17 protein-coding genes and 2 pseudogenes are annotated in these 20,044 nt (G+C 51.7%); 15 read left to right on the top strand and 4 right to left on the bottom strand.

All coding sequences use genetic code 11. From position 1 onward, the window contains the following. The 14 genes and pseudogenes from AC3WUT_RS08140 to AC3WUT_RS08205 all read left to right on the top strand — a co-directional run. Window positions 1-1,464 (top strand): mannose-1-phosphate guanylyltransferase/mannose-6-phosphate isomerase, encoded by a 1,464-nt coding sequence (locus AC3WUT_RS08140; RefSeq protein ID WP_492346569.1) that lies wholly within the window; start codon window positions 1-3, stop codon window positions 1,462-1,464. Between the two features lie 117 nt (window positions 1,465-1,581). Continuing rightward, window positions 1,582-2,910, top strand: a complete 1,329-nt coding sequence (locus AC3WUT_RS08145; RefSeq protein ID WP_492346570.1) for an undecaprenyl-phosphate glucose phosphotransferase — start codon at window positions 1,582-1,584, stop codon at window positions 2,908-2,910. Window positions 2,911-2,937: 27 nt separating this feature from the next. Further along, the gene (gene rfbB / locus AC3WUT_RS08150) at window positions 2,938-4,023 is read left to right on the top strand and encodes a dTDP-glucose 4,6-dehydratase (protein WP_492346571.1); all 1,086 of its coding nucleotides are present in this window, start codon (window positions 2,938-2,940) and stop codon (window positions 4,021-4,023) included. A 2-nt stretch (window positions 4,024-4,025) separates the two neighbouring features. Further along, window positions 4,026-4,925 carry a dTDP-4-dehydrorhamnose reductase gene (gene rfbD, locus AC3WUT_RS08155; protein ID WP_492346669.1) on the top strand — a complete coding sequence of 300 codons (900 nt, stop codon included), beginning with the start codon at window positions 4,026-4,028 and terminating at the stop codon, window positions 4,923-4,925. Between the two features lie 12 nt (window positions 4,926-4,937). Beyond that, window positions 4,938-5,867 (top strand): glycosyltransferase, encoded by a 930-nt coding sequence (locus AC3WUT_RS08160; protein WP_492346572.1) that lies wholly within the window; start codon window positions 4,938-4,940, stop codon window positions 5,865-5,867. Between the two features lie 9 nt (window positions 5,868-5,876). Next, window positions 5,877-6,905, top strand: a complete 1,029-nt coding sequence (locus tag AC3WUT_RS08165) for an NAD-dependent epimerase/dehydratase family protein (RefSeq protein ID WP_492346573.1) — start codon at window positions 5,877-5,879, stop codon at window positions 6,903-6,905. 21 nt (window positions 6,906-6,926) lie between these two features. Then, window positions 6,927-7,805, top strand: coding sequence for a glucose-1-phosphate thymidylyltransferase RfbA (gene rfbA, locus AC3WUT_RS08170; protein ID WP_492346574.1), 879 nt, complete (start codon window positions 6,927-6,929; stop codon window positions 7,803-7,805). A gap of 8 nt (window positions 7,806-7,813) precedes the next feature. Further along, window positions 7,814-8,359: a dTDP-4-dehydrorhamnose 3,5-epimerase gene (rfbC, locus tag AC3WUT_RS08175; RefSeq protein WP_492346575.1), complete on the top strand. Its 546-nt coding sequence runs from the start codon at window positions 7,814-7,816 to the stop codon at window positions 8,357-8,359. A 407-nt stretch (window positions 8,360-8,766) separates the two neighbouring features. Beyond that, window positions 8,767-9,984, top strand: coding sequence for an oligosaccharide flippase family protein (locus AC3WUT_RS08180; protein WP_492346576.1), 1,218 nt, complete (start codon window positions 8,767-8,769; stop codon window positions 9,982-9,984). Continuing rightward, on the top strand, window positions 9,977-10,984 hold the full coding sequence (locus AC3WUT_RS08185; RefSeq protein WP_492346577.1) for a glycosyltransferase family 2 protein: 1,008 nt from the start codon (window positions 9,977-9,979) through the stop codon (window positions 10,982-10,984). Before AC3WUT_RS08180 ends, AC3WUT_RS08185 begins: the two co-directional genes overlap by 8 nt. Then, complete coding sequence (locus AC3WUT_RS08190; protein ID WP_492346578.1) at window positions 10,981-12,186, top strand: hypothetical protein; 1,206 nt, start codon at window positions 10,981-10,983, stop codon at window positions 12,184-12,186. The genes AC3WUT_RS08185 and AC3WUT_RS08190 overlap by 4 nt, the downstream gene beginning before the upstream one ends. A gap of 2 nt (window positions 12,187-12,188) precedes the next feature. Then, window positions 12,189-13,277, top strand: coding sequence for a glycosyltransferase family 4 protein (locus AC3WUT_RS08195; protein ID WP_492346579.1), 1,089 nt, complete (start codon window positions 12,189-12,191; stop codon window positions 13,275-13,277). Then, the gene (locus tag AC3WUT_RS08200) at window positions 13,237-14,796 is read left to right on the top strand and encodes a glycosyl hydrolase family 28-related protein (RefSeq protein ID WP_492346580.1); all 1,560 of its coding nucleotides are present in this window, start codon (window positions 13,237-13,239) and stop codon (window positions 14,794-14,796) included. Before AC3WUT_RS08195 ends, AC3WUT_RS08200 begins: the two co-directional genes overlap by 41 nt. Window positions 14,797-15,008: 212 nt before the next feature. Further along, window positions 15,009-15,431, top strand: a pseudogene (locus AC3WUT_RS08205) (transposase); the annotation flags it as partial. Between the two features lie 462 nt (window positions 15,432-15,893). On the opposite strand, the pseudogene AC3WUT_RS08210 reads toward AC3WUT_RS08205, so the two are convergent. The 3 genes and pseudogenes from AC3WUT_RS08210 to AC3WUT_RS08220 form a co-directional block, all read right to left on the bottom strand. Beyond that, window positions 15,894-16,073 (bottom strand): annotated as a pseudogene (locus tag AC3WUT_RS08210) (transposase domain-containing protein); the annotation flags it as partial. A gap of 134 nt (window positions 16,074-16,207) precedes the next feature. After that, window positions 16,208-17,344 carry a GDP-mannose 4,6-dehydratase gene (gene gmd / locus AC3WUT_RS08215; protein WP_492346581.1) on the bottom strand — a complete coding sequence of 379 codons (1,137 nt, stop codon included), beginning with the start codon at window positions 17,342-17,344 and terminating at the stop codon, window positions 16,208-16,210. Window positions 17,345-17,481: 137 nt separating this feature from the next. Then, the gene (locus AC3WUT_RS08220) at window positions 17,482-18,462 is read right to left on the bottom strand and encodes a GDP-L-fucose synthase family protein (protein ID WP_492346582.1); all 981 of its coding nucleotides are present in this window, start codon (window positions 18,460-18,462) and stop codon (window positions 17,482-17,484) included. Window positions 18,463-18,645: 183 nt separating this feature from the next. Between AC3WUT_RS08220 and AC3WUT_RS08225 the strand changes: the two genes are divergently transcribed. After that, the gene (locus AC3WUT_RS08225) at window positions 18,646-19,350 is read left to right on the top strand and encodes a metallophosphoesterase family protein (RefSeq protein WP_492346583.1); all 705 of its coding nucleotides are present in this window, start codon (window positions 18,646-18,648) and stop codon (window positions 19,348-19,350) included. 141 nt (window positions 19,351-19,491) lie between these two features. Here the strand turns inward: AC3WUT_RS08225 and AC3WUT_RS08230 are convergent, their stop codons facing one another. Beyond that, entirely contained in the window at window positions 19,492-19,803 is a 312-nt protein-coding gene (locus AC3WUT_RS08230) for a hypothetical protein (RefSeq protein ID WP_492346584.1), read from the bottom strand. Between the last annotated feature and the right edge of the window lie 241 nt (window positions 19,804-20,044).

Raw genomic sequence — 20,044 nt, forward strand, 5'->3', positions numbered from 1 at the left:
GTGACAACTTTGGTTCAACCCTTGATCTTGTGCGGTGGCTCGGGCACCCGCCTGTGGCCTTTGTCGCGCGAGCAATACCCCAAGCAATTGCTCAAACTGGTGGGCAGCAACAGCCTGCTGCAAGACACGGCCCTGCGCCTGGGCCCGCTGCAGCAGGGCGGGGCGCTGGCCCTGGCTGCGCCGGTGCTGGTGGGCAACGACGAATATCGTTTTTTGCTGGGCGAGCAGGTGCGCCAGGTGGGCATTGAGCCGGCGGCCCTGGTGCTAGAGCCCATGGGTCGCAACACCGCCCCGGCCTTGACCCTGGGCGCCCTGGCCGCCACGGCCAACGGGCAAGACCCGGTGCTGGTGGTCATGCCGGCCGATCATGTGATTCAAGACCAGGCAGCCTTCAAGGCCGCCGTGCTGCAGGGTGTGCCCCTGGCCCAGGCCGGCAAACTGGTGACCTTTGGCATTGAGGCCACGGCCCCCGAAACCGGCTATGGCTACATTCGCAAGGGCGCTGCACTGGCCGAAAGCGCAGGTGCCTACGGCGTGGCCGAGTTTGTAGAAAAGCCCAATGCTGCCACCGCGCAGCAATACCTGGCCAGCGGCCAGTTTTATTGGAACGGCGGCATTTTTGTGATCAAGGCCTCTGTGTGGTTGGCCAAAATGCAAAGCCTGCAACCCGCCATGTTGCAAGCCTGCCAGCAGGCCTTTGAGGCCCGCAAGGCCGATGCCGACTTTATCCGCCCCGACAAGGCTGCCTTTGCGGCCTGCCCGTCAGACTCGATTGACTACGCGGTGATGGAGAAGCTGGCCAGCGCCCAGCACAACACCGGTGAGGTGGTGGTGGTGCCCCTGGCCGCCAATTGGTCAGATGTGGGCGCCTGGAACGCGGTGTGGGACATCAGCGCCAAAGACGCCAACGGCAACGCCCTGCAAGGTGACGCCCTGGCCATTGACACCCGCAACACCCTGGTGATGGCGCAATCGCGCCTGGTGGCCTGTGTGGGTTTGGACGATGCGGTGGTAATCGAAACCCCCGACGCCGTGCTGGTGGCCAGCCGCAGCCACATTCAAAAAGTAAAAGACGTGGTTAACCACCTCAAGGCTACGGGCCGCACCGAGGCCGGCAGCAGCCGCAAGGTGCACCGCCCCTGGGGCTGGTACGACAGTGTGGACGCGGGTGAGCGCTTTCAGGTCAAACGCATTGTGGTCAAACCCGGTGCGGCCTTGTCGCTACAAATGCACCACCACCGTGCCGAACACTGGATTGTGGTGCAAGGCACAGCCCAGGTCACCCGGGGCGATCAGGTGTTTTTGGTCAGCGAAAACCAAAGCACCTACATACCCCTGGGTGAAAAGCACCGGCTAGAGAACCCCGGCAAGCTGCCGCTTGAGATGATCGAGGTGCAAAGCGGCACCTACCTGGGCGAAGACGACATTGTTCGGTTTCAAGACGTTTACGGCCGGCAGGCCTAGTGCCCATGCCAAGGCTGCAGTAGGGCAGCCTTTTTATTTTGTAGCGTGAATCTGGTTGATCACAACCGAGGGAGGGATTTTTTGGCTACGTTCTCAATGAGAAGTTCAGCTTCGCTCATGCGCTTTGCTGTGCATGCGGTCGATTGGTTTGCCTTTGCAGGCGCGGGGCTGGCCGCCTATTTGTGGCGTTTTGATGGCGAGGCCGTGCTGCCATTGCCCCAGGTGTATGCGCTGCTGATCATCCAGATGGCCACCTTGATGACCCTGGTGTCGTCGGCCGTGTACCGCAATTGGCGCGGGGGGCAGTTCAAGGCCATGCTGGGGCGCGTGGGGGTGAGCTGGGTCATTACCTGGGCCTTGCTGATGACCTGGTTGGTATTGACTAAAAGCAGTGCTGAATATTCTCGCATCTGGCTGCTGACCTGGGGCGGCGCATCTTTGGTCATCTCGTGGCTGGCACGCTTGGGCGTGTTTTTGTTCATGAGCTACATGCGCGGCCGCCAGGTTAACCACATGCGGGTGTTGCTGGTGGGCGGAGGGGGGCCAGTGGCCGCCATACGCCGCCGCGTTAAAACCAGCACCTGGACAGGTTACGACCTGACGGGTGTGGTGTCGATGGACGATATCGATGCCCTGCATTACTCACTGGGCCAACTGGACCCTGATGAGGTGTGGATTTGCCCACCCGCCAACGACATGAGCAGCATCCAGCCCGTGCTCAACGAATTGCGCCACAGCACCGCCAACATTCGCCTGGTGCCCGACATGGGCGCGTTTCAAATGGTGAACAACGGCCTGAGTGTGGTGCTGGGCATGCCCATGCTCGACATCTCTAGCTCGCCCATGTCGGGCTTTAACCTGATTGTTAAGTGGCTTGAAGACAAGATTGTGGCCAGCCTGATCTTGGTCTTGATCTCGCCCATTTTGGCAGCGGTTGCCATTGCCGTGAAAGTAACGTCGCCGGGCCCTGTCATCTTCAAACAAAAACGCCATGGCTGGAACGGTGAAGAGATCGAGGTCTACAAGTTCAGAAGCATGGTGGTGCACAACGAGCACACGGGCCATGTCACCCAGGCTAAAAAGGGCGATTCGCGCATTACCCCGTTAGGTGCCTTTTTAAGGCGCAGCAGCATGGACGAGCTGCCTCAGTTTGTGAATGTGCTGCAAGGCCGCATGAGCATCGTGGGCCCGCGCCCCCATGCAGTGGCACACAATATGCAGTACCGCGAACTGATCCCCCGCTACATGCTTCGGCACAAAGTCAAGCCAGGTATCACGGGCTGGGCACAGGTGAATGGCTTGCGCGGTGAAACCGATACGGTTGACAAGATGGAAGCCCGAGTTCAGGCCGATCTTTTTTACATTGAAAACTGGTCAGTATGGCTGGATTTAAAAATCATATTGATGACGGTTTTTAAAGGGTTTTTTAATAAAAACGCTTATTAAAAGTATTCAAAATCGGAAGGGAGTTGCATGAAGATCAACGACAAAATTCTCGTAACCGGCGGCGCAGGCTTCATTGGCGCCAATTTCGTGCTCGATTGGCTGGCTCAGAGCGATGAGCCTGTGGTCAACCTCGACAAGCTGACCTACGCGGGCAACCGCGAGAACCTGGCCTCGCTCGAAGGCGATGGCCGCCACCACTTCGCGCACGGTGACATCGGCGACAGCGCCTTGGTCGACGAGCTGCTGCGGGTGCATCAGCCCCGGGCCGTGATCAACTTTGCGGCCGAATCGCACGTGGACCGCTCCATCCATGGCCCGGAAGACTTCATCCAGACCAACGTTGTTGGCACCTTGCGCCTGCTCGAATCGGTGCGCGGCTACTGGAATGGCCTGGCTGCAGAGCAAAAAGCCAGTTTTCGTTTTCTGCACGTCTCGACCGACGAGGTCTATGGGTCACTGTCGCCCACCGACCCCGCGTTCACTGAAGACAACCCCTTCGAGCCCAACAGCCCCTACTCGGCCAGCAAGGCTGCCAGTGACCACCTGGTGCGCGCCTGGCATCACACCTACGGGCTGCCGGTGCTCACCACCAACTGCTCCAACAACTACGGCCCCTACCATTTCCCGGAAAAGCTCATCCCGCTGATGGTCGTCAACGCGCTGGCGGGCAAGCCCTTGCCCATCTATGGTGATGGCCAGCAGGTGCGCGACTGGCTGTATGTGAAAGACCACTGCAGCGCGATCCGGCGTGTGCTCGAGGGCGGGCGCGTGGGCGAGACCTACAACGTGGGCGGTTGGAACGAAAAGCCCAACCTCGACATCGTGCACACCGTGTGTGCGCTGCTTGATGAACTGCGCCCCCGCAGCGACGGCAAACCTTACCGCGACCAGATCACCTACGTCAAAGACCGCCCCGGCCACGACCGCCGCTACGCCATCGACGCCCGCAAGCTTGAGCGTGAACTGGGCTGGAAGCCGGCAGAGACCTTTGAGTCCGGCATCCGCAAAACCGTGCAGTGGTACCTCAGCCATGAGGACTGGGTGAGCCATGTGCAAAGCGGCGCCTACCGCGACTGGGTGCAAAAACAGTACGCCAGCGAAGGGGCTGTATGAGCCTGCACATCCTGCTGCTGGGCAAAAACGGACAACTGGGCTGGGAGCTGCAACGCAGCCTGGCCCCGCTGGGCCGGATCACGGCACTGGATCGCCACAGCACCGAACACTGCGGCGACCTCAGCCGGCTGGACGACCTGGCTGCCACCGTGCGTGCCTTGCGTCCCAACGTCATCGTCAACGCCGCCGCCCACACCGCAGTCGATCGTGCTGAAAGCGAGCCCGAACTCGCGCGAACCCTCAACGCCCTGGCCCCCGGCGCGCTGGCCCGCGAGGCGGCCCAACTGGGGGCCACCCTGGTCCACTACAGCACCGACTATGTGTTTGACGGCAGCGGCGATGCGCCCTGGCACGAGGGCGATGCCACCGGCCCGCTCAGCGTCTATGGCCGCACCAAGCTCGAAGGCGAGCAACTGATCCAGCAAAGCGGTGCCCGCCATCTGATCTTTCGCACCAGCTGGGTGTACGCCGCACGCGGTGGCAACTTTGCCAAGACCATGCTGCGCCTGGCGGCCGAGCGCGAACGCCTGACCGTGATCGATGATCAGTTCGGCGCCCCCACCGGGGCCGACCTGCTGGCCGACCTCAGTGCCCACGCCATCCGTGCCGTGCAAGTACGCCCCGAACTCTCAGGCCTGTACCACGCCGTGGCCGCAGGCCAGACCAGCTGGCATGGGTATGCCCGCTTTGTGATCGAGCATGCACGCCGTGCTGGTGTGGCCCTCAAGACGCCAGAAGACGGTATCGCCCCTGTGCCCACCAGTGCCTTCCCCACGCCAGCACGGCGCCCGAACAACTCGCGCCTGAGCACGGCCAAACTGCAAAGCGCGTTTGACCTGGCCTTGCCCGACTGGCAGCAGGGCGTGGCCCGCATGCTCGACGAGATAAAAAATCTTCATTAATAGTCACAGCAAATGATTTCCAACACACCACGTGTATGCGTTCTGATGGCGACCTTTAATGGCGCTCCTTGGCTTGTTGAACAGGTTAATTCGATACTCAATCAGGTGGCTGTTGAATTAAAGGTCTTTATTGCTGATGATGCATCATCTGACCGAACTGTTGAGCTGATTAATGAGATGAGATCTTTAGACGATCGTATCAATCTCATTTCGTTTGATCAGAAAGCTGGTTCTGCATCAGCTAATTTTTTCCGGTTGATGATGGCTGTGAATGTTTCTGATTTTGATTATGTCGCCTTCTCGGATCAAGATGACATATGGTTGTCAGAGAAGCTGAGTCGTGCCGCCCAATTTTTGCACAATGAGAATTGTGTGGGCTACTCGTGCGCCACGACTGCTTTTTGGCCAGATGGACGCGAGAAAGTGATGAGGCAAAATCCAAAAATCAGAAGGTATGATTATATTTTTGAAGGTGCGGGGCAGGGCTGTACTTTTGTGCTGAAGAAGGATTTCTTCATTGATTTTGTTGGGTTTTTGCTTGCCAATAAAAATGGTTTAAAAAATATACATTATCACGACTGGCTGATCTATGCGTTTGCCAGGAACAACTCGTTGAATTGGTTCTTTGATGCTATTCCGATGCTTAAATATCGTCAGCACGCATTAAATGATACTGGGGCTCGTGGTTCTCTTTCGGGTATTACTGCGCGCTTTGAAAAAATAAGAGTGGGTTGGTACTCGAGTCAATTGCATTCATTGATTAATATATTAATTCTCAGCAAGGGGCAGTGCTCAAGCTTGGATGATGTAAAAAAGAATTTTTTTGATAATCCATCTTTGAGTGGGCGGTTGAGGAACTCTATTTGGATTTTTAACAATGGACGTAGGCGATTTTTGGATCGATTGGTTCTGAGCTTTTCAATCATTCGTGGATGGATTTAAGGGGCGGATATGTACAAAAATGTAGTGATATTTGGTGGTACGGGTTTTGTTGGCCTTCACATGACGCAACATCTTTTATCCAATGGAATTGCCGAGCATGTTTATCTTTTGGATATTAAACCCATAGACTGGCATCCCGCTCATGTCTTTGTTAATCGTTACTGCAAGGCCGGATTGGTAACGTATGTAAACGCCGATGTTCGTTTGCCTATCGATCTCATTTTTTTGAATGGGAAGTCCGTAGATTTGATATTTAATTTGGCTGCTATTCATCGTGAGCCGGGGCATGCTCGGTTAGAGTATTTTGAAACCAATATTCGCGGTGCCGAAAATGTTACCAAGTTCGCTGGTGATGTTGGTTGTTTGAATGTTGTATTTACCAGCAGCATTTCGCCATATGGGCCTAGCGAAAATGAAATATTTGAAAGTAGTCTGACGGCTCCAGAAACCCCGTATGGCTCATCAAAGTTAGCCGCAGAATATATCCATAAGCTATGGAAGCAAGAAAATTCAGATCGACAGCTAACCATAGTTCGGCCGGGAGTTATTTTTGGGCCAGGCGAAGGTGGAAATGTTTCGAGATTGGTTAAGGCGGTAGCTAGGTATGGATTTTTTGTAAGGGTTGGTGGTAGAGATGTTCGAAAAGCTGGAGTTTACGTTAAAGAGCTTTGTTGTGCCGTTTGTTGGTTGCTTGATCTGGGTTCTCGTGAGTCATATAAAGAATTGATTGCAAATATAACATTTGACCCGGGTCCTACGCTTGATGATTATATTGAGGCAATTAAACGTGTGACTCGCAAGAATGCCCTCGTATTGAAGGTGCCTTCATTTTTAGTGTTGTGGGCTGCCTATTTCATTAATGGTGTTCTGGGCTTTACCAAAATTGGGAAGGCGCTTGATCCAGTCCGTGTACGTAAGATCACGCGATCAAACAATGTGCGCGCAGGTTTTTTAGTCTCAAATGGGTACAAATATAGTTATGACCTCGACTCTGCTTTGAGTGATTGGCAAAAGGATCTGCCCTCCGAGTGGAAATAGTTCTTATAGGGGAATTTAATCATGACCACGCAACGCAAAGGCATCATCCTCGCCGGGGGCTCCGGCACCCGACTGCACCCGGCCACGCTGGCCATCAGCAAGCAGCTGCTGCCGGTGTACGACAAGCCCATGGTGTACTACCCGCTCAGCACCCTGATGCTGGCGGGCATGCGCGACATCCTGCTCATCAGCACCCCGCAAGACACCCCCCGCTTCCAGCAACTGCTGGGCGACGGCAGCCAATGGGGTCTGAACCTGCAGTACGCCGTTCAACCCAGCCCCGACGGGTTGGCCCAGGCCTTCATCATCGGTGAGCAGTTTGTCGGCAACCACCCGAGTGCCCTGGTGCTGGGCGACAACATCTTCTATGGCCATGACTTTGGCCCCCTGTTGGCCAATGCCGATGCGCAGACGGCCGGTGCCACCGTGTTCGCCTACCACGTCACCGATCCTGAACGTTACGGCGTGGTGGCCTTTGACAAGAGTGGCAAGGCCAGCAGCATCGAAGAAAAGCCCCCGGTCCCCAAGAGCAATTACGCGGTCACGGGCTTGTACTTCTATGACCAGCAGGTGGTGGACATTGCCAAGAGCATCCGCCCCAGCGCCCGCGGCGAGCTGGAGATCACCACCGTCAATGAAACCTACCTGCAGCGTGGCCAACTCAACGTGCAGATCATGAAGCGTGGCTACGCCTGGCTCGACACCGGCACCCACGACAGCCTGCTGGAGGCGGGTCAGTTCATCGCCACGCTGGAGCGCCGCCAGGGTCTGAAGGTGGCCTGCCCCGAAGAGATTGCCTGGCGCAACGGGTTCATCACCAGTGAACAGCTTGAGCGCCTGGCCCAGCCCCTGGCCAAGAACGGCTACGGCCAATACCTGCTGCGCCTGCTCAAAGATTAAGCCCCATCATGAACGTCATCCCAACCGCCATTCCCGAAGTCCTGATCCTTGAGCCCAAAGTATTTGGCGATGCCCGAGGCTTCTTCTTCGAAAGCTTCAACCAGAAGGCCTTCAACGAGGCCACCGGCCTGCAAGTCGAATTTGTGCAGGACAACCACAGCCGATCGACCCAGGGCGTGTTGCGTGGGCTGCATTACCAGTTGCAGCAGGCCCAGGGCAAGCTGGTGCGCGTGGTGCACGGCTCGGTGTTCGATGTGGCGGTGGACATCCGCAAAAGCTCGCCCACTTTCGGCCAATGGGTGGGCGTGGAGTTGAGTGAGGACAATCACCGCCAGCTGTGGGTGCCGGCCGGCTTTGCCCATGGCTTTGTGGTGACCAGTGAAAGCGCCGACTTTCTGTACAAGACCACCGACTACTATGCGCCGCAATACGAGCGCTGCATTGCCTGGAACGACCCCACCCTGGGGGTTCAGTGGCCCGATCTGGGCGAGCCCCCTCGTCTGTCGGCCAAGGATGCACAGGGTGTGCCTTTGGCTCAGGCCGACGTGTTTTAAATGGAAAGACGAGATTGTTTTATCAGGCGTGTCCATTGAGATTCAATCACGTCCCTCGCTTGCTTATGCTCCCTAAATGTTTAGCTGACAACCTTGAGGAGGAGATTGCACCATGATCATGCAACTGTTTCCCACCGCATTAGATATTAGGAAAAATTTCGAAGCGCTACCACGCTATGTTGGAATATTTATATGATTTTGTGATCATGAATATTCCATGAATTACGCAGGATGACCGTCTGGGAAATATTTTTAATTGTCTTGAGGGGCGTTGGAGATGAGTTTAGAAGTAATTTCTGATATTGCAAGGCAATAATCTGTCATCCATTTGCCCAAGGCCTCTGCATATCTATTTGAAATATTGCCAATTATCTATGAGATTAAATATAAAAAAAATATTTGAATTGATGCTGTTCGTCACATCCCGCTTGTGGGGGTTGGTGATTCAGCTTGTGAGCCTCCCAGTCCTTTCCGAGAGGCTGGGCGCAGGTGGGTTTGGCGCCATCGCGTACAGTCAAGCAATAGCAAATGTTGCAGTAAGCGCAATTGATATGGGATATTCTATATCTGGGGCGAAGAGCTTTATTGATGCTGACAACCCGAAAGAGAAAGCGAAAGTGTTTTGTACAGTTTTGCTGAATAAATTAATTATGGGCCTGGGGTTGGTCGTTGTAATATTTTTATATTTGGCCTACGAGGATGACCGACTTATCAGGATTGCAGTTCTTAATTCTATTATATTTCTGATGGCTTCCATAGTCTCGCCCTTGTGGTATATGCAGGCGAATGGCGTAGTTGGATATTATTATTTCTTCACTCAAACAGTTAGAACTATCGGCATTATTTTTTTGTATTTCTTCGTGAAATCGAAAGATGATTTCGCGCTCGCAGCCTTTATTGTTTTTTCGACGGAATTTCTTTCGGCCATATTTTTATTTTTCGAGTCGATAAGAAAACTAGATCATGGCTTCGTTATGCCAGATTCATCTTTGATGAAAAAACTATTTTTTTTGTCTCTAAAAAATTGGGGTGGAGGATTGGGTTCCATAGCGTTTTCGGCACTGCTGCCGATTTTCATCAAGCATCAAATGGATGTTGCTGCAGTTGGGCTATATTCATCTGCTGAAAAAATTGTTAGAGCTGCACACGCGTGCATATGGCCTATTGGTCAAATATTTTATTCTCGTGCGGTTATTTTTTGGAAAGATAATGATAATCATCTGCATGACGGTGTCTTTCGTGCAATATTTGCGCCGTTAATTTTGATGATGATTATTGGGTTTGGGTCGGCATTATTCATATACCTTTTTGATGATTATTTAATCAAGGCGTTATATGGTGAAACATTCCCCGGCGCGGTTGATTGTCTGAGGGTTATGATGTTTTATCCTTTTGTTTCATCAATGGAAATATCGGTGCTATATTTCTTTATTTACCCCAGATCAATGATAAAGGCTTTGTTTTTTGGTTATTGGGGCGGTGGATTTCTGATGCTGCTGTATTTGCTGGTGAGTCCGATTGCCTTCGCCTACTATTCAGCAGCTTTGCCTCTTTACGAAGTTGTTGTGTTGTCGATATTTCTGTTCTTTTTGACTTTTGATCGCGTAGGGAAGAGAAATGAATAAAATTTCCGTCATTATTTGTTCTTACAATCATGGTAAGTATGTGGAGGATGCTATTAATTCAATTAAGTGCCAATCGCGCAGTGCACACGAATTAATCGTAGTTAATGATGGATCGTCAGATGACACAGAGAGTATTCTGATGCGTATTGATGATATTAAAGTAATTTCAAGGAGCAATAGAGGTCAGTGCTGCTCATATTACGATGGCTTCTTGAGCTCAACGGGTGACATTATATATTTCTTGGATGCTGATGATGTTGCAGATCCGGATTTGATTGAATCATTGGAAAAGGCGTTTTCAGATCCTCGTGTGTCAAAAGTGCATTGGAGAATGAGATTAATTAATGCTGCTGGCAAAGAGATTAATGCATCTGTTCCCCGGATTTTGAGTGACGGGTTTTTTTCGGAACGGCTTCTAAATCATGGAATTCTTCATTACTCTCCACCTGCATCTGGTAATGCTTATCGCCGATCAGCAATAGAAGCCGCATTTCCATTGCCGTATTCCGAATTTGATCGGCATGGTGCTGATTTTTTTCTGATAAATTTCTCCGCAATTAATGGTGCTATTAAATCGCTTGATAAGGTCAATGGATCATACCGCTTACTGGAGGCTGCAGGCGATAATTTAATTTTCGGAAATTCGGCATCGCAAAAAAATGAGATTGTTAAAATTCGCGCTAGAGATACGCGATTAAAACAAGTTATTAGTAATGCGGGATTTTCTATTGCTAAGATTGAAGGTAGAGTTCTTCACTCTCTAACAACATTTAAAGTGTATTTTGGTGTTTCTGTCGCAAACGCTGGAAGTTTTTCGGGTAGATGTCGAATTTTATTTGAAAATTGGTCTGCTTTATTGCACATTCTGATGCGTGATCAGGATAGGGGTATTCTTTTTAAATTTTCATTTTTGTTGTGGTGTGTATTCATAGTTATATCTCCCTATCGGTTTTCTATGAATTTTATTAAATATGCCTGCAATCAGGCCGCAAGGATATGAGCAAGAGTAAATTTCAGGGTTGGGCTAATTCTTTGTTGTGGCGAGATAGTATATTTTTCTATCTTCTTTTCTTTTTAATTTTAATACCATATGCAATTTTTGAACCTACTTCATTGTTTCCCATTGATAGAGTAATAGGAATCGGGGACCATATTTTAGTATCAGGTGCTCTGATATCGCTTATTTGCGTTGCCATGCTCTCAGGTCGCATTCTAGTGGACCTTTTTATAGGGCAAGGGTCTGATTTTAGTCGTATCCCGCTGGGAACTAGGCGAGTTATTTATTTCACTTGTTCTCTTTTATTCTATGCATCAATAGTCGCGCATATTTTAATTATACCAAGCATTATTTCTGGGTATTCCTCTGGAGGATTTGTGGGTGCGAGAGAGGAAAGTTATTCAGGTGTTGGTGTGCCAATGCGACTCTACATGTTTGCTCTTCCTGTTATTTTCTGCATTAGTCAACCATCCCTCTTGTTTAAGCGTATGCTCGCATTCCTTGTATTGCTCATCTTACTGAGAGTGTTTGTTCTTAGTGAACGACTTGCAATATTTGAGTTTTTCCTATCTGCCTGGTTTTGTGCAAAGGCAACTGGATACAAGCCTAGTTTTTCTTCACTATTTAAAATAGTTGTTGCTCTTTCTCTTGTCTTCTGGCTTGTTCAAATAATAAGGTTGTCAACAATCGAGTACTTGGATAGCTCCATGCTTGGCGTCGAGAATGTTGGCGTCTTTCAAACTTTGATGACCTATTATGCTGACGTTCAGAATAAACTGTACGAAATGATGTTTTACAATTATAGTTACTCATTTACTTCGTATGATGCGGTAATTAGAAAGATTACTGGAGCTGAAATTGCGATTGATCAAGGACGTGATTTGATTTTCTTTGGTGATCTTTTTGATAATAAAAAATTTATTTCCGGATTGAATAATCCCGGAGGCTTTTCTCAGGATTATTCTGATTTTGGAGTGTATTTTTTTATGGTGGTGGTTTATGTGAAATTCACCATCAGTGCTTTTTTTATTTTCGGAGCTTGGCGGTCGCTGCCTTGTTTGGCGTTGGCGCCACTGTTTACGATTCAAATACTTGAATATCCCCGGTTTAACTATTTGTACTTGCCTTTTGGTGTTGTTTTGCTTTTAATCGCGTCTGCTTTTTCTCTGCATTTGTGGGTGTTGACCTATCGAAGGAATTCCTAATCATGAAAATACTAGCAAATTTCGCAATGTTGAGTGATGTTCCTAATGGTTTGAATGCTTATGCAAATCGAGCATTGAAAGTACTTTCTAAAAGTGGTGATTGTGAATTTCTCATATCAAAGAAGTATTCCGGTCAACTAAATTCATGTCGTGATGTTCCTGATGGAATAGGTATCGGATCCGGTCTAAAGGGCGCATTTTATCGGTTTTTTTGGGCAAATCAGCAGAGGGTTGAAGATGGCTACTTGATCTATTCACCTACGCATCATTATATTGCTCGCGGTTATAATAATGTAATAACAATACACGATTTAATTGCTCTTAAATTTCCCAGGCAGCATTTTTTTCAATATCTTTATTTTAGATTTGCCCTCCCTCGCGTTTTGAAGCGGTGTCGTGCGATATTTACTGTGTCCGAGACGACTAAGGTTGATTTGATTAATCAATATAAATTGAAGGATTCAAATATATATGTTGTACCCAATTGCATTGATGTTGAGCGGTTTTCCGATGATGAAAATATTGATCGACGATCTTTAAATAAGATTAACCCATATCTGCTATTTGTTGGCGCTCGTTATCCTCATAAAAATCTTGGTGAGTTGATTGATCGTCACGAACTGTGGAGCAAGAACTACCGGTTGGTGGTGGTGAATTGTACTGGTGATTATAGGAAATTAATTAATAACCTGTTGGCGAAGTTTGATTTGTTCGGGCGGGTTGAGTTTTTGGAAAATATTCCAAAAGAGGAGTTGGTACGCCTTTATAAAGGTGCTGCAGCACTTGTTTATCCTTCAAAGTGGGAGGGGTTTGGTATACCACCATTAGAGGCGATTTCATATGGGTGTCCTGTAATTGCCTCTGATATTCCTGTGTTGCGGGAGGTGTTGGGCCAGACTGCTGTATTTGTTAAATTGGGTTCCGTCGATTCTTGGGGGACTGCATTTCAATCTTTGAAGTATGTGCAGGAAAACTACACAACATGGACATCTGATGTTGTTTCGATTCTGGATAAGTATTCAGTAGCTGCATATGAAAGGAGTATTTCGAATGCGTTGTCATCTGTCATGGATTTGGCTTCAAGCAGTTGAGGTATTTTCGTTTATTTTCATTTCTTTCTTTTTTTTTATCGCACCCGCGTTCGCTTGTGATTCTCGTGTGCATTCGACAGTTGTCTGTAGTGTTCGCGACTATGGAGCTGATGATTCTGGGATGGTTGATAGTTCGGCAGCTTTTAATAAGGCATTCACTGAGCAAGATTCAGTTTATATCCCAAGAGGGATCTATAAGATTTCCATTCCAATCATTATTCCTGCTGGACGAAATTTTTCAATTTATGGTGACGGTGCTGATTCGGTAATAAATGCCGAAAAGGGAGCATTTATTCGGGAGGATGAACGGTCCATAAATGATCATCTTGTAATTAAAGATGTTGCAATTTATGGTGGTCTGAAAAAAGACCCCAAACAAGCTCGGAGCAGGTCTTTGGTTGTTCTGAGATGGGGTAAGTCTCTTGAGATTTCAAATGTGACTTTTTCGGATTCACAGTTTTTTGGTATTAGAGTTGCTGCTTATTCTAGAGTCTCATTTTTAAATGTGAAGATAAATAGAACTGCTCGTGACGGTATTAATGTGAGTGGGTCAAGAAATATTTCCATCATCGGTGGGGCTATTGAACATGTTGGTGATGATGCCGTTGCCGCTCATTTTGAAGGCTCTGATAATGAGATTGCGCCATATGATCGTAATCTATTGATTGATGGCGTTCATATCGTCGATGCTTTTGGTATTAAAGTGCTCGGTGCGCGTTCGGTTAAAATTGTTAATAACACGCTTCAATGGGTAAAGGGGTATGGTGTATTTGTTGGTGCTGATAGGCAATCAGGTGAGGGTTATATACCACAGCACGATGTGATAATTTCAGGCAATCTGATATCTGATATTGTTCAACCAAAGCTATTCGGTTATCCAAATTTGGATAATTCTGCTTTGGTTTTGTATTCTTATTTAGAGCCAAATCTAAATGATAAAATGAAAATTCCGACGGCCTCAGCGACTGAATTTCGTAAGGTGCCCGATGGTTGTACTAATATAAGTAGTGGATTTCAAATTTTCGGTAATATATTTAAAAAAACATCCTTGGGTGTTTTTGGTGCGAAATTCAAGGATTACTCTGGATTTGAGGCCTTTGTGGATGTTGGTTATGATAATAATCCTGTCATGCCGAGTGATTATGGTGTTTCCGATGGGAATGGCATTGTTTTTGGTGGGTGTTGGGAGGATGTTAATATTAGCGGAAATTTCTTTCGGGGATTTTTGTTATCCATTGCGAAAACTCCATACTCGTCAATTAATATGAGGGCTGTGAGGGTTGATAATAATAATTTCACGCAGGATCATTTTCCTTTTATTGAGCTTTCTGGAGGGGTTGAGGGCTATATGTTGCTGCGTGGTAATATTTTTAGATCGTCGCTCTCTGGTTCTTATGAGATATATAAAATAGATCCTGGCTTTCGTATTTTGGGTGCGGATAATTTTGTTGAGGGATGTTTATATATGAAGCCTGCGGCTGTTGGTTTTTTTGAGGGGTATTGTAGTTTTAGCCGATAGTTGGGCTGGGTTTAGGTTTCGTTTGGTCTGTTTGGTTAACTCTTGATTAATTTTTTGTGCTGGTTTTTTTGGGGGAGTAAATAAGCGTCTCTGCCAAACCCTAGCAACCCGCGTGAACATTAGCCCCGCAGGACATTGCCTCAGCCCAGAACTCCCAATTTAATATTCACCACAGCCCAATTCCTGGGAGTTTTGCCTGAGACCCGATCTCCATGACCGCGGACTTCTTCTGCAACCGCCTCGATCAGATGATTGATCTGCGCCACCCGTTGGCGGTGCTGGCCAACCGCGTGCCCTGGCAAGAGCTGGAGGCCACTTTGGCTCACCGGTTTGCACGCCAGGTGCGCGCCGGCAAGCGCATCGAGGACATGGATTTGTTCGGCCGCAGCGTCTCAGTGGTAGGCTCGGGTGTGGCTGCGGCAGGTCGCCCACGTTTGCCCACCCGGCTGATGGTGGCGCTGCTGTACCTCAAGCATGCTTTCAATAAAAGTGACGAAGAGGTCGTGCAGCGCTGGGGCGAGACCTCAACCTGGCAATACTTTTCGGGCAACGAGTATTTCGAGCACCGCTGGCCTTGCGACCCCACTCAACTGGTCAAGTTTTGCGAGCTGCCGGGTGAAGAAGGCGCGGAAGAACGCTGGCTCGAACCATCGAGGTGATGCACTTCATCGGTATCCAGCCGCCAATGGCCTTGATGGACTTAGGTTATCGCGGGGTGAACAAAGACAACCCAGGGCTGAGCATTTAGTACCGGGTAAGTTCAAGACATTGGGCAAACCAAGACAAGGCACGGCTCAAACGTAGACATGTAATCGGACCCATCATCGGCCACCTCAAGGCCGATCACGGATTGAACCGCTGCCACCTCAAAGGTCCGAGGACTACAATCTGCGGCGGCTGCTGAGGATGTTGCCAAGAAGGGCGTTGTTCCTTTTTTGCGCTTGCCGGGTACTGCTGGCTTGGCCCACTTTGTCCTGAACCGGGCGTGTGCAGTGTAAGCGTTCAGGCAATCCATCTTCACAGTTGGCCTGCCATAGCGTATTCATGTCCACGCCAATCAGCGCGGACATGAGTCCACTTCAATTTCTCTCTTGAATTCAGCCTTCGCGTACACCAGCCCACTGGTGGGGCTGTAACTCCGCAATCCGGCCGGCCTTGTGCGTGGGCAGTCGGGTCAGCACGTCGCGCAAGTACTCGTACGGGTCAAGTCCGTTGAGTTTGGCGCTCTGGATCAGGCTCATGATGGCCGCTGCTCTTTGGCCTGCCAGATAGGGGCCAATTCTTTAGGCCCTTAGTACAGGGCGTGCCTGGTGTTCTTGGTGTGGCAGGGTCTTCTAAGAAGCCTGCGGCGATCCCAAATCGTGGCCCAAAATGAATCTGACCCAGACGCCATCCATGTCAGGGCAAGCGCTTACTCATGACGATCGTACGCCTTGAACCCAGCCCTCTTGACGAGTTCATCCTTACGCGCCGAGTCATAGTCTGAATTCACCATCTCTTTGACCAACTCAGCCAGCGTGATCTTGGGTTTCCAGCCCAGTTTCTCGTGCGCCTTGGTGGGGTCGCCCAGCAGGGTTTCGACTTCGGTGGGGCGGTAGTAGCGGGGGTCTACGCGCACCACCACGTCGCCAACCTTGCATTTGGCCTTGTCGCCGGCCACGGCAGTCACCACGCCCACTTCGGCTTCGCCCTCGCCCTCAAAGCGCAGGGTTACGCCCAGTTCGGCGGCGGCAAACTCTACAAACTGGCGCACGCTGTATTGCACGCCGGTGGCAATCACAAAATCTTCGGCTTGCTCTTGCTGCAGCATCAGCCACTGCATTTCGACATAGTCTTTGGCGTGGCCCCAGTCGCGCAGGGCGCTCATGTTGCCCAGGTACAAGCAGTCTTGCAGGCCCAGGGCAATGCGGGCAATGGCGCGGGTGATCTTGCGGGTGACAAAGGTTTCGCCACGCACAGGGCTTTCGTGGTTGAACAAAATGCCGTTGCAAGCGTAAATGCCATAGGCCTCGCGGTAGTTCACCGTGATCCAGTAGGCGTACAGCTTGGCCACCGCATAGGGGCTGCGGGGGTAGAAGGGGGTGCTTTCCTTTTGCGGAGTCTCTTGCACCAGGCCATACAGCTCGCTGGTGCTGGCCTGGTAAAAGCGGGTTTTCTTCTCCAGCTTCAAGATTCGAATGGCTTCCAGAATGCGCAGGGCGCCAATGCCGTCGGCATTGGCGGTGTATTCGGGTTCTTCAAAGCTCACGCCCACATGGCTTTGGGCGGCCAGGTTGTAAATCTCGTCGGGCTGCACCTGTTGAATGATGCGAATCAGGCTGGTCGAGTCGGTCAGGTCACCATGGTGCAAGATGAAAGTACGGCCCTTCACGTGTGGGTCTTGGTACAGGTGGTCAATGCGGTCGGTGTTGAACAGGCTGCTGCGGCGTTTGATGCCGTGCACCTCGTAGCCCTTTTCAAGCAGCAGTTCGGCCAGGTACGAGCCGTCTTGGCCGGTCACCCCGGTGATAAGTGCCACTTTGCGATCGGTGTTGCCCTGATTTGCCATTTGTTGTGCTCTCTTCGCTATCTCTGTGATTCAAAAAACTGGGGGCTGCTGTGCTTCGGTGCGGCGTTCTGTTTGACGGCGGCCTGCCAGGTGGGGCGGGTTTGCAACCGTGATGGTTATCACGGGCTTTGCATTGTTCAGCTGTTGAATTCGCCAGCGGCCTGGCGTTGCAAAAAGTCGGCATACGCCCGGCCAATGCCTTCGCGCAAATCCACCGTGGGTTGCCAGCCCATGCTGGTCAGACGGCCCACGTCCATCAGTTTGCGGGGGGTGCCATCAGGTTTGGTGGTGTCCCACACCACTTCGCCGTTAAAGCCCACCACCTCGCGCACCAGCTCGGTCAGGGCCTTGATGCTCAGGTCGTGCCCGCAGCCCACGTTGACCAGGGGCGGGTACACCGACAGCAGGCTGTCAAAGCGGTCGTCGGGCAGGTTCATCAGGTACACGCAGGCGTCGGCCATGTCGTCGCTGTACAAAAACTCGCGCAGCGGGGTGCCGGTGCCCCAGGCGGGCACGGTGGCATCGCCACGTTGCTTGGCCTCGTGAAACTTGCGGATCAGCGCCGGCAGCACATGGCTGTTTTGCAGGTGGTAGTTGTCGCCGGGGCCATACAGGTTGGTGGGCATGGCAGCCAAAAAGCGGGTGCCGTATTGCCGGTTGTAGGCCGAGCACATCTCGATGCCTGCAATCTTGGCCAGGGCGTAGGGGCGGTTGGTGGGCTCTAGCGAGCCGGTCAGCAGGTGCTCTTCGCGCATGGGCTGCGGGCACTCGCGCGGGTAGATGCAGCTGCTGCCCAAAAACAGCAGGCGCTGCACGCCATGGCGCCAGGCCGCATGGATCACATTGGTTTGAATCGCCAGGTTGTCGCGAATGAACTCGGCCGGGTAGCTGTTGTTGGCCACAATGCCGCCCACCTTGGCCGCCGCCAGGTACACCTGGGTGGGCTTTTCGGCAGCAAAAAAGGCCTCAACCTGATCAGCCTGGGTCAGGTCCAGCTCGGCATGGGTGCGGGCCAGCACGGGCTGGCCCTGGGCCTGCAGCCGGCGCACCAGGGCCGAGCCCACCAGACCACGGTGGCCCGCCACGTATATTTTTGCTTGGTTCGCGTCAGCGCTCATTCCGTGCACACCCGAGTTTGTTGGAAGCATTGAAACCAAGCATTATTACCAAGTCGTTGGGTTGATGGCCGTTCATCCCTGGCGCGTTTTGATGTTCCGTGCAGGCCGCTCGGAGCTTTGTGCAAAAACGCCTGGCTCAGCCTGGCACCAGCAAGCAGGCCCAGTGCCAACAAAGGAGTCTCGATGCCATTCGGGCCGGTTCTGTATGTGGGCGACCCCCATGGCCAGTTGGGGCACATCGTGGCGTGCGCCCAAAGCCAAAACGCCAGTGCGGTGGTGCTGCTGGGCGACATCCAGTCGCCGCAGGCCCTGCACCTGGCCCTGGAGCCGATTCAAGACCGGGTGTGGTTCATTCATGGCAACCACGACACCGACACGCCAGCCGATTTTGAACACCTGTGGGACAGCCGCCTGGCCGACAGAAACGTGCATGGTCGGGTGGTGGTATTGCCCGATGGCACCCGCCTGGCCGGCTTGGGCGGGGTGTTTCGCCATTCTGTTTTTGACCCGGGCGAGTGGGCTGGGCCACCGCGTTACCGCAACGCTGCGGAGCATGGCAGCCGCACGCCCCGGCAAAGCCGGTGGCGCGATGGGCCGCCGCTGCGGCATTGGTCCACGATCTACCCCGATGACATTGCGGGCTTGGCCGTGCAGCAGGCCGATGTGTTGATCAGCCACGAGGCCCCTGGCTACCACCCCCACGGCTTTGAGGCGCTGAGCACCTTGGCGCGTGCCATGGGCGCGCGCCTGAGCGTGCATGGTCACCATCACGATGCCCTGGATTCGAGTGCTCACTGGGCGGTGCAAGGCTTCAAGTCGTTTGGGGTGGGGCAGGCGGGGGTCAGCGCGATCGATCTGAGCGGGCAATGCAGGGCGGTGGTACTGTGAGCTGGCGTTGGGGCTACAGGGGGTGGGCAGAACATGGCTGCTGCGGCTGCGATGTCCGTGAAGAAATTCAATATGATTGAAAATGCCACCCTCTGGTTGGGTTGCAAACCAAGCGGACTGAGCCCATCTCGGTTTAAAACGTCATTCCTCAAAATACTTGGTTTCTTGAAATTCTGCTTCTTGCTTGGGTGATCTCAGCTTGGCCCTGGCATAAAGAACCAATATCGCAGGCCATAAGCCGATGTAAAGCAAAAGCTGAAACACCAACGAAATGACTTTGTTGAGTATTTTCCAAAAAAGCAGTTTTCCGGTTTTTTCTTCAAGATCGTCGGGCAGATCAATCGACGAGTGTTTCCATTCGCTGATATGGTTATTTGCCTCTCGCACCATATTGATGATAAAACCCAGCAGCCCAATGAACACATAGAGCAAAAACATGGCGTGCGTTGTCATGGTCTTCTCCGTTGTCATTTTCGGCGGTGGTGGGCCGGGGTGGTGCCGGCGCGCCCCGCGTGGCAGCACGGCTTGTGCCTGGTGCGGGGCCGGGTAGAGGGCTTGCCTGGCGCTTGCAGGCCCAGGCTTGGGCGCTGCAAGGTGGGGTGGTGGCCCGTGCCGCGGGGGCTGCCTGGCTTGGCAGGCTCGGCGGCGGCAGTGTGCAAGGGGCACGGCGGGGCATCCACCGGGCCCCGTGTGC

The organism is Curvibacter sp. EU05-FHT14A10, assembly GCF_058791075.1.

What these genes read in the sequence shown, in the direction of transcription:
- AC3WUT_RS08190 (WP_492346578.1), top strand. Translation starts at nt 10,981, where the DNA reads ATGAGCAAGAGTAAATTTCAGGGTTGGGCTAATTCTTTGTTGTGGCGA.
- gmd (WP_492346581.1), bottom strand. Translation starts at nt 17,344, where the DNA reads ATGGCAAATCAGGGCAACACCGATCGCAAAGTGGCACTTATCACCGGG.
- AC3WUT_RS08225 (WP_492346583.1), top strand. Translation starts at nt 18,646, where the DNA reads ATGCCATTCGGGCCGGTTCTGTATGTGGGCGACCCCCATGGCCAGTTG.
- AC3WUT_RS08220 (WP_492346582.1), bottom strand. Translation starts at nt 18,462, where the DNA reads ATGAGCGCTGACGCGAACCAAGCAAAAATATACGTGGCGGGCCACCGT.
- AC3WUT_RS08200 (WP_492346580.1), top strand. Translation starts at nt 13,237, where the DNA reads ATGCGTTGTCATCTGTCATGGATTTGGCTTCAAGCAGTTGAGGTATTT.
- AC3WUT_RS08145 (WP_492346570.1), top strand. Translation starts at nt 1,582, where the DNA reads ATGCGCTTTGCTGTGCATGCGGTCGATTGGTTTGCCTTTGCAGGCGCG.
- AC3WUT_RS08165 (WP_492346573.1), top strand. Translation starts at nt 5,877, where the DNA reads ATGTACAAAAATGTAGTGATATTTGGTGGTACGGGTTTTGTTGGCCTT.
- AC3WUT_RS08230 (WP_492346584.1), bottom strand. Translation starts at nt 19,803, where the DNA reads ATGACAACGCACGCCATGTTTTTGCTCTATGTGTTCATTGGGCTGCTG.
- rfbA (WP_492346574.1), top strand. Translation starts at nt 6,927, where the DNA reads ATGACCACGCAACGCAAAGGCATCATCCTCGCCGGGGGCTCCGGCACC.
- AC3WUT_RS08160 (WP_492346572.1), top strand. Translation starts at nt 4,938, where the DNA reads ATGATTTCCAACACACCACGTGTATGCGTTCTGATGGCGACCTTTAAT.
- AC3WUT_RS08185 (WP_492346577.1), top strand. Translation starts at nt 9,977, where the DNA reads ATGAATAAAATTTCCGTCATTATTTGTTCTTACAATCATGGTAAGTAT.
- rfbB (WP_492346571.1), top strand. Translation starts at nt 2,938, where the DNA reads ATGAAGATCAACGACAAAATTCTCGTAACCGGCGGCGCAGGCTTCATT.
- rfbC (WP_492346575.1), top strand. Translation starts at nt 7,814, where the DNA reads ATGAACGTCATCCCAACCGCCATTCCCGAAGTCCTGATCCTTGAGCCC.
- AC3WUT_RS08180 (WP_492346576.1), top strand. Translation starts at nt 8,767, where the DNA reads ATGCTGTTCGTCACATCCCGCTTGTGGGGGTTGGTGATTCAGCTTGTG.
- AC3WUT_RS08195 (WP_492346579.1), top strand. Translation starts at nt 12,189, where the DNA reads ATGAAAATACTAGCAAATTTCGCAATGTTGAGTGATGTTCCTAATGGT.